Here is a 12,859-nt window from a genome sequence, read left to right as displayed (position 1 = left end):
CAAATCTCAGCAGTGAAAGCCTGCGCGCTCTTCCCTGCAAAGCTTGCGAACATAAGCAAATTCGCTGTCGATTTCGTTGACCAGTTTCTCGATACCGCCCAATGACGGCTGTTTGGCACGCTGTTCCAGTTCGCCACACAGCTCGGCCAGGCGGATAGCGCCCATGTTGCTGCTGCTGCCCTTGAAGCTGTGGGCCGTGGCGCTCAGTTTTTCAGCGTCCCGTGCCTCATGCAGCACGCGCAAGCGAGCCTCCGAGTCATTGAGAAACGTATCCAGCAACTCCGGATACCCCTCCTCCATGACTTCCTTCAGCGTGCTGAGTACGTCGCGGTCCAGATGAATTTCGTTCACTTGTTCGCTCCCTGATCAAGAATGGCGCCGATTAGGCCGGAGCCTCCCAGAAAAACTCCACGCGCGCACTACGACCATCGTCTGACCAGCTGGCTTGGTGGCTCAACTGGCGTACCAGGCTCACGCCGCGCCCCGACAACCGATCAGTGTCCACAGGACGCGTCAGCACCCTGGCGACATCAAAACCCTCGCCACTGTCCTCGACCTCTATGGCCAGGCACCCACCCTCGCCGTTTGGCGAGACATGCAAGTGCACCCGCACATAGCCGTCGCTCAGCTCATCCAGGCGCGTATTGCGCTCTCTGTAATAGCGGGCAAAACCCACCGCGTCACGCTTGAGGCTGGAGTCGAGCCCCAGCACCCCATGATCCAGGGCATTGGAATACAGCTCCGACATGACGCTGTAAAGGGCGCCACTCTGTACCCTGAGCCCATGGACCTCAAGTAACAACTGCAGCAAATAGGGCATCGGATTGAAGCGTTTGAGCGTCTGCGCCCGGAACTCGAAGCTCACCGACCAATCCAGCGGGCTGGACTGGCCGCTATCGGAATAGACCGGTGGCGGCGGATTGAGTTGCGTCGGCGCGACCAGTCGCACCTCGACCATGCTGAAATCGTCACGGGCCTCACCGCGAAAATCCTGCAAGGCCTGCTGGATATCCTCAAAAAGACGGTCAGGTTCACGGTTGGCTGAAAATACCTGCTGCAACCGTTCCACGCCAAATGGCTGGTCGTCGCGGTCACTGGTCTCGATCACGCCATCGGACAACAGGAACACCCGGTCACCCAGCGACATGGTATGCACTTCGGTGCGGTCATCGAATAATTGAGGGGTGAGCACGCCCAACGGCAGGTGACGCGCCGGCAATGGCGTACGCACGCCACTGAGGCTGTCATGCAGGTATCCATCAGGCATGCCGCCGTTCCAGATCTCTACCGTGCAACGCTGGAAGCTCAGGCATAACAACGTCGCGCAACAGAACATGTCCACGGGCAGGATGCGCTTGAGCTTGGCATTCATCTCTCGCAGGATCTGCGCCAGGCCGTAGCCTTTGGCGGTCATCCCGTAGAACACTTCCGCCAGCGGCATCGCGCCGACCGCCGCCGGCAAACCGTGGCCGGTGAAATCCCCCAGCAGGACGTGCATGTCGCCGGCCGGATTGAACGCTGCCAGCAGCAGGTCACCGTTGAACAAGGCATAAGGCGATTGCAAGTAACGGATGTTCGGCGCGCTCAGGCAGCCGGAGTGGGCGATCTTGTCGAACACGGCCTTGGCGACCCGTTGCTCGTTGAGCAAGTAGTCATGGTGCCGGGCAATCTGGTCGCGCTGCTCCACCACCGTGGCCTGCAACCGACGCAAACGGTCCATGGCCTTGATCTTGGCCGCCAGGATCACTTGATTGTAGGGTTTGGCCAGGAAATCGTCGCCGCCCGCCTCCAGGCAACGGGCCAGGGCTTCGCTCTCAGTCAACGAGGTGAGAAAAATGATCGGGACCAACTGGTCCCCGGCCAACTGCTTGATTTTCTGCGCGGCTTCGAAGCCGTCCATCACCGGCATCATTGCGTCCATCAGCACCAGGTGCGGACGCTTTTGCAGATAGACGTCGACCGCTTCGGCGCCATCGGCCGCAGTGAGCACATGATGCCCCTGGCGACGGACGATGGTCGACAACAGCAGTCGATCAGCGGCACTGTCTTCGGCAATCAGGACCGTCAATGGTTCCGACGACGATTGCATGGCGATCAACTGATGTCGAACAGCTTGTCGAAATTGGAGATCGCAAGGATTTTCTTGACGTCGCTGCTGCTGTTGACGACCCGGATGTCCGACTCGTCGCCACCGGCATGATCGCGTAACAGCAAGAGCATGCCCAAGGCGGAACTGTCGAGATAGGTGGCCTTCTTCAAATCCACCACAATGGACTCGGGCTTGCTATTGAGTCTCTCGTAAGACTCGCGAAACTCCTGGTGCCGTCCGAAATCGAATCGACCTTCGATCGAAATCGTCAACTTCTTCCCATCTTGGGATACTTCTGTAACGACTGACATGTTCAGCTTCCCTGTCATGGACATACGTGTACAAGGTGTAGCATCAGGTAGAGGTCTGAGCAAGGTTTTGCCTCGATCATCCGACAAACTCCTGGCTTCTCATCAATAGGGATTCTGGCGCGGCAGGCGCTGGGACAATTCATCCAGCAGTTTCTGTTCGCGCTTGTCTTCCAGTTGCCGCGCCTCATCAATATAGCGCTGCACCAGTTTACGCAACCCTTCGACCCGGGCAAACGCCTCTTGCCAGCTCTGGCGGGCCTTCTCCAGGTTGTTCTGGTGCCAGACCAGGCTCTGGCGCTGCTGGTCGATAGCGGTACCCAACTGCGCGAGGAATCCCTGGTAACCCAACAACCACTGGCCGGAAACCCCATGGGCGCCCCGGGCGATCCACTGCTCCTGGTATTCGAGTCGAAAGTTTTCGAGGTCTGCCAGCTTGCTTTCGGCGACTTTGACCTGGCCCTGGAAATACGCCAGGCGCTGGACGGCGGTCTTCTCGGCCTTTTCCGCCATATCCACCACCGGTGCCAGGCGTGCCGCACGACTCGTGGCCATGGCCGGTTACGTGCCTGAGACCGGGGCGAAAATAGTCTGCAAGTGTGCTTCGCTGGCGCCCATGCCGATATTGTCGTTCAGGCTCTGGCGCAGGTAAACGGCCATGGACGGGTAAAGACTGATGGCGGTGTCGGTCTCGCGATCACCGCCGGGGACATAGGCGCCGACGCTGATCAGGTCGCGGCTTTGCTGGTAGCGCGACCAGTACTGCTTGAACTGCTGGGCCCGCTTCATGTGTTCGGCACTGATCACCGACGGCATGACCCGGCTGATGGACGCCTCGATGTCGATGGCTGGGTAATGCCCTTCTTCGGCCAGGCGCCTGGACAGCACGATGTGCCCGTCAAGTACGCCCCGGGCCGAGTCGGCAATGGGGTCCTGCTGGTCGTCGCCTTCGGACAGCACGGTATAGAACGCGGTGATGGAACCGCCGCCCTTTTCCGCATTGCCTGCGCGCTCCACCAGCTTCGGCAGCTTGGCGAATACCGAAGGCGGATAGCCCTTGGTGGCCGGCGGCTCGCCGATGGCCAGGGCGATTTCCCGCTGGGCCTGGGCGAAACGGGTCAGCGAATCCATCAGCAACAGGACATTCTTGCCCTTGTCGCGGAAGTACTCGGCAATGCGCGTGCAGTACATGGCTGCCCGCAGGCGCATCAATGGCGCATCGTCCGCAGGCGAAGCCACCACCACCGAACGCTTGAGCCCCTCCTCGCCGAGAATATGCTCGATGAATTCCTTCACCTCACGACCCCGCTCGCCGATCAGCCCCACCACGATGATGTCGGCCTCGGTGAAGCGGGTCATCATGCCCAGCAGCACACTCTTGCCCACCCCGGTACCGGCAAACAGGCCCAGGCGCTGGCCGCGTCCGACCGTCAATAAACCGTTGATGCAGCGAATGCCCACGTCCAGCGGTACGCTGATGGGGTCGCGCTTGAGGGGGTTGATCGTCGGGCCGTCCATCGGCACCCAGTCTTCAGCCTTCATGCCGCCCTTGCCGTCCAGGGCTCGTCCGGCCCCGTCCAGCACGCGCCCGAGCATGCTCATGCCCATGGGCAGGCGACCGTTGTCGGCCAGGGGCACCACGCGCGCACCCGGGGCGATGCCAGCGACGCTGCCCACTGGCATCAAGAAGACCTTGCTGCCGGAGAAACCCATGACTTCGGCTTCGACTTGCACCGGGTGATAGCTGTCGTCGTTGATCACCATGCAACGGCTGCCCATGGCGGCACGAAGACCTTCGGCTTCGAGGGTCAGGCCGACCATGCGCAGCAGGCGGCCTTCCAGGATCGGTTGGCCGGCCAGCTCGCTGGCCTCGGCGTAGCTGCCCAGGCGCTTGCCGAAACTGGTTCGCTCAAGGCGCATCGCGGCTGTCCAATGCAGAAGCATCCAATTCAGGTACATCCAAGCCAGCATCGGCCGGCGCGGCATCAGCGCTGATCAGGGGTTCGTCCGGCAACTCCAGGCTCAGGTCGGGAGCGGCCGGATGCAGGGCCTGTTCGTGCAACTGGTCGAACAATTTGGCCATGATCTGGCTGATGCGGGTTTCAACGGTGGCGTCGATGCGGCTGTGTTCGGTTTCCACACGGCAACCGCCGGGCAGCAGCGAAGCATCCTCGACGATGCGCCAGGTTTCTTCATGGCGCTCGCGCAGGGCCTTGACCAGCTCGAAATCCTGGGGATTGATGTACAGCCGCACGTTGCCCACGCCCAATGGCAACAACTTGAGCGCTTCGCGCATGACATGTTCGATCTGGGTCGAATCGATGGCCAGTTCGCGCTGGATCACTTGCCGGGCGATGTGCTGCACCAGCCCCACCAGAGATTTCTCGATCTGGGTGTCCTGCTCGGCAATAGGGTCGAACAGGTTGAGCATCAGCGATTCCAAGGCACGGAGCTTGGCCGTCAACGCCACATCGGCTTCCTGGCGGACCTTGAGCGTGGTGCTGTGGAAGCCTTCCTTTTCACCCACGGCAAAGCCTTCGTTGTAGGCTTCCTGGCGAATGCCCTCGACTTCCTCGAGGGTCAGTGGCTGGACTTCTTCCAGCGGCACTTCCTCCGGCTCCGGCAGTTCTTCCACCGGTTCCGGCTCAGGCTCGGGAACATGGGGGTCGAAGCTGGGCAGCGACCAGACGTCGAAACCACCGACGTCACGGGCGCGGATCAGGTCGCTGGGTGCTTCATCACTCTTGGCAGACATAACGACCTTAGATCATCTCTTCGCCGCCCTTGCCACCGAGAACAATCTCTCCGGCTTCGGCCATGCGGCGGGCGATGGTGAGGATTTCCTTCTGTGCGGTTTCCACATCGCTGACGCGTACCGGGCCCTTGGCCTCGAGATCGTCGCGCAACAGTTCGGCCGCCCGTTTGGACATGTTCTTGAAGATCTTTTCCTTGACGCCTTCGTCCGACCCCTTGAGGGCCAGTACCAGCACGTCGGACGACACTTCGCGCAACAGCGCCTGGATGCCACGATCGTCGACATCGGACAGGTTGTTGAACACGAACATGAGGTCTTCGATCTGACCGGACAGGTCTTCGTCGAACTCGCGGATCGAGTCCATCAACTGACCTTCGATCGAACTGTCGAGGAAGTTCATGATGTCCGCCGCACGCTTGATGCCGCCCAGGGTGGTGCGCGCGGCATTGGAGTTGCCCGAGAACTGCTTCTCGAGAATCTGGTTCAATTCTTTCAGGGCCGCCGGCTGCACGGTGTTGAGCGAAGACACCCGCAGGATGATATCCAGGCGCACCTTGTGGTCGAAGTTGCCCAGCACTTCACCGGCCTGGTCCGGGTCGAGGTAAGCCACCACGATCGCCTGGATCTGCGGGTGCTCGTAACGGATCACGTCGGCAACCGCCCGCGGCTCCATCCACTTGAGGCTGTCCAGGCCGCTGGTGTTGCCGCCCAGCAGAATCCGGTCGATCAGGCCGTTGGCCTTGTCCTCGCCCAGTGCCTGGGTGAGCATCTTGCGCACGTAGTCGTCGGAACCGACGCCCAGGCTGGTCTGATCGCCGACGATGTCGACGAACTCACTCATCACCTGCTCGACCTGCTCACGGTGTACGTTGCCCATTTGTGCCATGGCTACGCCCACACGCTGGACCTCCTTGGGCCCCATGTGACGCAGCACCTGGGCAGCGTCGGTCGAACCCAGGGACAGCAGCAGGATCGCGGCTTTGTCGACCCGGGACAATTTGGCAACAGCGGCTCGATTATCACTCATCTGCGTTAATCCACTCTTTCACGACCTGGGCCACACGACCCGGATCTTCTGCCACCAGACTCTTGATGGCGTTCAACTGAGCGTCATAGCCTTCGCTCGGGCTTGGCAGCAGAATGCTCTGCGGCCCGCCGAGGCTGACGCGATCGTTGGCCAATTCGCCATCCAGGCCGCCCATGCCTCCCAGCTCGACATCACCAAAACCTGCCAACTGCTTGTTCTTGCCGCCACCGGTGATGTTGTTGAGCACCGGGCGCAGCACGCCAAACACCAGCACCAGGATAAACAGCACACCCAGTACTTGCTTGACCACATCCCAGAACCAGGGTTGCGAATAAAACGGAATATCGGCGACCACTTCACCGCGCTCCAGGGAGAACGGCACGTTGATCACGCTGACGCTGTCGCCGCGGCTGGCGTCGAAACCGACGGCGTCCTGCACCAGGCGAGTAAAGCGCGCCAATTCGTCGGCGCTCCATGGCGCACGACTGGTTTCGCCGTTGGCCGCGTTGACCTTGACCTGGTCGTCCACCACCACGGCGACCGACAGGCGAGTCAAACGGCCCTGCTGCTGCTTGGTGTGGCTGATGGAGCGGTCAAGCTCGAAGTTCTTGGTCGACTGCTGACGCTTGTCGGCCGGATACGGCGCCAGCATCGGCTGGCCGGTGGCCGGGTCCATGATCTGCTGGCCATTGGCATCGATCAGTGGCTGGCCTGGCTGCACCATGCCGGCGGCGGCCGTGGCGCCACCGGTGGTCTGCGGCGCGCTGGCCGGCGATGGCGGCTGGTTGCTCAGGGCACCCGGCACGCCTTGCGGACCATTGCTGGCGGTACGCTGTTCATTCACCGACTGTTCGCTGCGCAACGCCGGTTGGTCCGGGTTGAACTGCTCGGAAGTGGACTCGACGGCACTGAAGTCGACATCGGCCGACACTTCGGCTTTGTAGCGATCATTACCCAGGATCGGTTGCAGGATGTTGTGCACCCGCTGGGTCAGCATGCCTTCCATGCGACGGCTGTAATCGAATTGCTTGCCGGCCATGGTCAGTTCGGAGTTTTCCGCCTGATCGGACAGCAGATTGCCTTTCTGGTCGACCACAGTGATCTGCGATTTGCTCAGCTCAGGCACGCTGGTCGCCACCAGGTTGATGATGGCAAGCACTTGGCCTGGCTCCAGGGAGCGGCCCGAATACAGCTCGACCAATATCGAAGCGCTGGGCTTGCGCTCATCGCGCACGAACACCGAGCTTTTCGGGATGGCCAGGTGCACACGGGCGCCCTTGACGTTGTTCAGGCTGGAAATGGTCCGCGCCAGCTCACCTTCCAGGCCGCGACGATAACGGGTCGCTTCCATGAATTGGCTGGTGCCCAGGCCCTGGTCCTTGTCGAGGATCTCGAAACCGATGTTGCCATCGGTAGGCGTCACGCCAGCCGCTGCGAGCTTGAGGCGCGCACGGGCAACGTCATCGGCCTTGACCAGCAACGCGCCGGAATTGGGTTCGACAGTGTAAGGAATGTCGGCGGAAGCCAGGGTTTCCATGACTTGCTTGGCGTCCATGCCCGCCAAGCTGCCATACAGCGGCCGGTAGTCCGGCTGCTGGGACCACAGCACCACGGCAAAACCAATCGCCACGCTGGCAGCCAGGCCGACCAACAGGCCCACCTGACGCAGCATGGTCATCTCGGAGAGATTTTCCAGGAAGGACAGACCGAACAGCGGCGGTTTGCCGTCTACCGGAGTGGCCTTGGCCGGAACGTTATCAACGGCTGCTTCTGCCATGACTCAATAATTTCCTTAAACCGGCATCTGCATGATGTCTTGGTAGGCTTGAACCAGTTTGTTACGAACCTGGGTCAACGCCTGAAACGAGACACTGGCTTTCTGCGAGGAGATCATTACGTCCGTCAGGTCGACGCCACTTTTGCCAATCTCGAAAGCACTGGCCAACTGGTTCGATGCCTGCTGGGTATCGTTCACTTTATTGACGGCCTGACCGAGCATGTCGGAAAAGCTGCTGCCACCCACCTGGGGGACCGCGACCGATTTAGGCTGGGCCATGGCGTCCATTTGCATGGCCCGCATGTCCAACATCAACCGATTAAATTCAATACCTTGGCTCATGGTCTACTCTCTCTGGCGGCCCGCATTTTTTTGACACTTACTCAGCGGGTATTCAGGTATTAGCAACAAGGGTGCCAGCTCCATGGCGATGGAAAACAAATACGCGCACGAACCCATGTGGGAGCGAGCTTGCTCGCGATGACCCAGGCACATCCGGCATCAATGCGACTGATGTACCGCTATCGCGAGCAAGCTCGCTCCCACAGGGATTTTTGGTGCTTATTCAACTGGCGAACAGGTAAGCCTCCACGTCCATGCCGGCGTCGCGCATTTGCGCCAGCTTGTAGCGCAGGGTGCGCGGGCTGATCCCCAGGCGTTCGGCCGCTTCCTTGCGCCGACCGCGTTCGGCGCGCAGGGTGTCGATGATCATCTGGAACTCGCGACGCCGCAGATCGTCCTCCAAGGCGCCGACCGAATCGCTCTCGACATCCGGCGCTGCTGCCGGTGCCGGCGTCAAGGCAGGCAATGGCGCGCAGGCCACCGGGCCCGCCAGGCAGAAATCCTCCGGCTGGATCAAGCCGCCCTGCTGCAAGATCAAGGCCCGCTGGATGGCGTTATCGAGCTCCCGAACGTTGCCCGGCCACGGGTAGGCAACCAGACAAGCCTGAGCCTGCGCTGAAAACCGCGCAGCCGCATGCTTCATTTTATTGACGTGTTTGTTCAGCAAACGCTCGGCCAGCGGCAGGATATCGGCGGTGCGCTCGCGCAACGGACGCCAAGCCAACGGGAATACCGACAGGCGGTAATAGAGGTCCTCACGAAACCGCCCCGCCGCCACTTCGCCGGCCAGGTCGCGGTTGGTAGTCGCCACCACGCGAATGTCCAGGCTGATGGGCTTGCGCGCACCGACCCGCTCCACTTCCCGCTCCTGCAATACCCGCAGCAACTTGGCCTGCAAGCCCATCGGCATTTCGGAAATTTCATCGAGCAGGATCGTGCCGCCGTCGGCTTGTTCGAATTTACCGGCCTGGGCCGCGATGGCCCCCGTGAACGAACCCTTTTCGTGCCCGAATAGTGTCGCCTCGAGCATGTTGTCGGGAATCGCCGCGCAATTGATGGCAATGAACGGTTCGCTGGCGCGCCGGGACTGTTGATGGATATAGCGCGCCAGCACTTCCTTGCCCGTACCGGACTCGCCGGAAATCAACACGGTTGAATCGCTGCGCGCCACCCGCGCGGCCAATTCCAGCAGTTGCGCACTGGCCGGCTCGATGGCCACCGGACCTTCGCCCTCGACCGCGAGACTGCCCAAGGCATGACGTGCGACCAGGTCCAGCAGGGCTTTTGGCTCGAACGGCTTGACCAGATAATCCGCAGCGCCCTGGCGCATGGCGTCCACCGCGCGCTCGACGGCGCCGTGAGCGGTCATCAGCAGGACCGGCAGTTGCGGCTGACGGGCGCGCAACAGGCCGAGCAATTGATGGCCGTCCATGCCCGGCATATTGACGTCACTGACCACCAGGCTGAATGCTACGCGCCCCACCGCCAGCAGCGCTTCTTCCGCCGAACCGACGGCGACGTAGTCGTGCCCGGCCAGCACCAGCGTGTCGGCCAGCGCTTCGCGCAGGGCCCGGTCATCCTCAACCAGCAACACCTTGATCGCCATTGCTTTCACTCCACCCCTGGCGCATTGGAAAACAGCGGCAAGCACACCGTCGCACAGGTGCCACGGCCCAGGCGCGAGCGCAGTCGCAATTCTCCCTGATGGGCCCGCGCCACAGCCTTGACCACGGTCAGGCCCAAGCCGGTGCCAGTGGTCTTGGTGGTGAAGAATGGCTCGCCCAAGCGCGCCAGGACGACCGGCTCGATACCACTGCCGTTGTCGCTGACACACAGGCGCAAGGTGTTGTCGCGTGTATATAAGTGCACTTTCAGCCGGACGTCGCCGTCGCTGGCCTGGATCGCGTTTTCGATGAGGTTCAACACCGCGCCCACCAACGTGTCGCGGTTACACAACACTTCGCCGAGGTGGCTGTCGCACTGCCAGCGGATCGGCAGCTCCTGCACATGGGTCAACGCCGCTGCCTGCAGCGATTGCAGCAGGGCCTTGGGGGTGACACGGTCGGTCAACGGCAACTCGCCGCGCGCGAATACCAGCATGTCGCGCACCTGATGCTCCAGCTCGTGCAGGCGCTCTTTCAAGCGTCCGGCGAACCGTTGCTGGGTTTCCATCGGCAATTGCTGTTCAGTCAAATGACTGGCATAGAGCAGCGCGGCAGAAAGCGGCGTGCGAATCTGATGGGCCAGCGACGCTACCATCCGCCCCAGGGAAGACAGGCGCTCATGGCGGGCCAACTGGTCTTGCAGGTGCCGGGTTTCAGTCAAGTCATTGAGCAGCACCAACTGCCCCGGCTCGGCATCCAGCGAGCGCGTCGAGATGGACAGGCGCCGACCGTCCTTGAGGGACACTTCATGACCGTCGTCTTCCCGGGGCGCAAAGCAGCGGGCAATGACATGCCGCCACAGCTCGCCTTCCAACGGCAGGCCGAGCAACTCGCAAGCCGCGGGGTTGGCTTCGCGCACACGGCCGTGGGCGTCGATGACGATAACGCCACCGGGCAACAGGTCGAGGAGATTTTGCAGACGATTAGCCAGGCGTTCCTTTTCCGCCAGCTCCTGCATGCGCTGGGCGCTGACCACGGCCAGCTCACCCTTGAGCTCGGTGACCCGAGCTTCGAGCAGGCTGTAGGAATCAGTCAGTTGGCTGGACATCTGGTTGAACAGCGAAAATGCCTGCTCAAGTCCAAGCCGGCTCGCCTGCTCGGCGGACGGCATGTGTCCCGGTTCGGGGACAGGCGACATCTGGGCGGCTTGGGTCATCGTGCTCTCTCGCTTGGCTGACCGTCAGTTAAACGGAACGTTGCGAGGGCTATAGCAATACCCGTGCCGAAAAAAAACCGCCTGAAAATCAGGCGGTTGGAAAACAGGCGTCAATCATCCGCCTGTTCATCTCCTTCGCGACGGCTCATGCCGTACTTGCGCATCTTCTCCACCAGGGTGGTACGACGGATGCGCAAGCGTTCTGCGGCGCGGGCCACGATGCCGTTGGCATCGTCCAGCGCCTGCTGGATCAGTCCTTGTTCCAGGCCGCCCAGGTAATCCTTGAGATCGAGGCCTTCCGGTGGCAGCAAGGCATTGGCGGTGAAGTCCGGCGTGTGGCCGTTGATTGCCACCCGCTCCTCCAGATCGCTGCGCAGGCTGTCGACCATTTGCTCGTCTTCGTCGTCGACGTAGCGGAATTTCTTCGGCAATTCATTCACGCCGATCACCCCGTACGGGTGCATGATCGCCATGCGCTCCACCAGGTTGGCCAGCTCACGGACGTTGCCCGGCCAGCCATGGCGGCACAGGGACATGATCGCCGCCGAGTTGAAGCGGATCGAACCGCGTTTTTCGTGCTCCATGCGCGAGATCAGTTCGTTCATCAGCAACGGGATGTCTTCGACCCGCTCACGCAGCGGCGCCATTTCGATCGGGAAAACGTTGAGACGGTAATAGAGGTCTTCGCGGAAACTGCCAACCTCGATCATGCTCTCGAGGTTCTTGTGCGTTGCAGCAATGATTCGCACATCGACGCTCTGGGTCTTGTTGCTGCCCACGCGCTCGAAGGTGCGCTCCTGCAGGACCCGCAGCAGCTTGACCTGCATCGGCAGCGGCATGTCGCCGATTTCGTCGAGAAACAGCGTGCCGCCATTGGCCAGTTCGAAACGCCCGGCGCGGCTGGTGATCGCGCCGGTAAAGGCGCCCTTCTCATGGCCAAACAGCTCGCTCTCCAGCAACTCGGCCGGGATCGCGCCACAGTTGACTGGCACAAACGGCGCTTCGCGGCGCTTGGAGTGGTAATGCAGATTGCGCGCAACCACTTCCTTGCCGGTGCCCGACTCGCCCAGGATCAGCACGCTGGCGTCAGTATCGGCGACCTGCTGCATCATCTGGCGCACGTGCTGGATCGCCCGGCTGGTGCCGACGAGGCTGCGGAAAAGGTTGGGTTCGCGATGCCTGCCGCGCTCACGAGCCTGGTCGTACATCTCGCGATAAACCTGCGCGCGATGCAGCGAATCAAGCAGCTTGCTGTAGCTGGGCGGCATTTCGAGCGTGGAAAGTACTCGGCGACGCTGGTCTTCAGGCAAGTCAAGGGAAGAATTTTCGCCCATTAACAAAACCGGAAGGAACTCATCCCAGGTTGAGAGTGTCTTTAGCAAGCCCAATAGCGTTGCGGGGGCATTCACGGTCCCGATAAGGACGCAAATGACCTCGCGACTGGACGACAAGGAGCCGACGGCCTGCTGCCAGTCATGGCTTCCGCAAGGTAAATTTTCTTCGCCAAGAAAATTTAAGATCACCGCCAAGTCGCGGCGGCGGACGCTATCGTCATCGATCAAGAGAATTTTGGTTTCACGCCACATGCAATAGCAACTTCCCTAGTCAACCCAATGCCCGAAATTAGGGGGCAAGCTAGACGCTTGCAGACTTGTCATGCCTGTAGACGCCTTAAATCTGTAAACAGTTACTAGTTAAGTCAAAAAACCGTGCACAGTCAAATTTATGGCGCAACAAGCTC

The 12,859-nt window shown here is 61.1% G+C and carries 12 protein-coding genes; all 12 read right to left on the bottom strand.

Annotation, left to right across the window (positions count from 1 at the left end):
• Positions 1-6: 6 nt before the first annotated feature.
• Positions 7-351, bottom strand: coding sequence for an Hpt domain-containing protein (locus QMK47_RS08860; protein WP_253472429.1), 345 nt, complete (start codon positions 349-351; stop codon positions 7-9).
• Between the two features lie 31 nt (positions 352-382).
• Positions 383-2,089: a SpoIIE family protein phosphatase gene (locus QMK47_RS08855; RefSeq protein ID WP_258690584.1), complete on the bottom strand. Its 1,707-nt coding sequence runs from the start codon at positions 2,087-2,089 to the stop codon at positions 383-385.
• Between the two features lie 5 nt (positions 2,090-2,094).
• Complete coding sequence (locus QMK47_RS08850) at positions 2,095-2,400, bottom strand: STAS domain-containing protein (protein ID WP_214510738.1); 306 nt, start codon at positions 2,398-2,400, stop codon at positions 2,095-2,097.
• A 102-nt stretch (positions 2,401-2,502) separates the two neighbouring features.
• The gene (gene fliJ, locus QMK47_RS08845; protein ID WP_003199091.1) at positions 2,503-2,952 is read right to left on the bottom strand and encodes a flagellar export protein FliJ; all 450 of its coding nucleotides are present in this window, start codon (positions 2,950-2,952) and stop codon (positions 2,503-2,505) included.
• 6 nt (positions 2,953-2,958) lie between these two features.
• Positions 2,959-4,317: a flagellar protein export ATPase FliI gene (gene fliI, locus QMK47_RS08840; protein ID WP_063322402.1), complete on the bottom strand. Its 1,359-nt coding sequence runs from the start codon at positions 4,315-4,317 to the stop codon at positions 2,959-2,961.
• Positions 4,307-5,152, bottom strand: a complete 846-nt coding sequence (fliH, locus tag QMK47_RS08835; protein WP_253472423.1) for a flagellar assembly protein FliH — start codon at positions 5,150-5,152, stop codon at positions 4,307-4,309. The genes fliI and fliH overlap by 11 nt, the downstream gene beginning before the upstream one ends.
• Positions 5,153-5,159: 7 nt before the next feature.
• Positions 5,160-6,179 carry a flagellar motor switch protein FliG gene (gene fliG, locus QMK47_RS08830; protein ID WP_018611787.1) on the bottom strand — a complete coding sequence of 340 codons (1,020 nt, stop codon included), beginning with the start codon at positions 6,177-6,179 and terminating at the stop codon, positions 5,160-5,162.
• On the bottom strand, positions 6,172-7,956 hold the full coding sequence (gene fliF, locus QMK47_RS08825) for a flagellar basal-body MS-ring/collar protein FliF (protein WP_253472420.1): 1,785 nt from the start codon (positions 7,954-7,956) through the stop codon (positions 6,172-6,174). The genes fliG and fliF overlap by 8 nt, the downstream gene beginning before the upstream one ends.
• Before the next feature lie 15 nt (positions 7,957-7,971).
• Positions 7,972-8,298, bottom strand: a complete 327-nt coding sequence (gene fliE, locus QMK47_RS08820) for a flagellar hook-basal body complex protein FliE (protein WP_003199082.1) — start codon at positions 8,296-8,298, stop codon at positions 7,972-7,974.
• Between the two features lie 223 nt (positions 8,299-8,521).
• Positions 8,522-9,904, bottom strand: coding sequence for a sigma-54-dependent response regulator transcription factor FleR (gene fleR / locus QMK47_RS08815; RefSeq protein ID WP_320390059.1), 1,383 nt, complete (start codon positions 9,902-9,904; stop codon positions 8,522-8,524).
• A 5-nt stretch (positions 9,905-9,909) separates the two neighbouring features.
• Positions 9,910-11,118 carry a sensor histidine kinase gene (locus QMK47_RS08810; protein WP_413817772.1) on the bottom strand — a complete coding sequence of 403 codons (1,209 nt, stop codon included), beginning with the start codon at positions 11,116-11,118 and terminating at the stop codon, positions 9,910-9,912.
• Between the two features lie 110 nt (positions 11,119-11,228).
• Positions 11,229-12,704 carry a sigma-54 dependent transcriptional regulator gene (locus QMK47_RS08805; protein WP_003199076.1) on the bottom strand — a complete coding sequence of 492 codons (1,476 nt, stop codon included), beginning with the start codon at positions 12,702-12,704 and terminating at the stop codon, positions 11,229-11,231.
• Positions 12,705-12,859 lie beyond the last annotated feature (155 nt).

Origin of the sequence: Pseudomonas sp. P9_35 (assembly GCF_034008205.1) — a bacterium.
GTDB lineage: Bacteria > Pseudomonadota > Gammaproteobacteria > Pseudomonadales > Pseudomonadaceae > Aquipseudomonas > Aquipseudomonas kilonensis.
The sequence above is the reverse complement of the archived record's forward strand: the minus strand, read 5'-3'. Positions and strand labels throughout refer to the sequence as shown.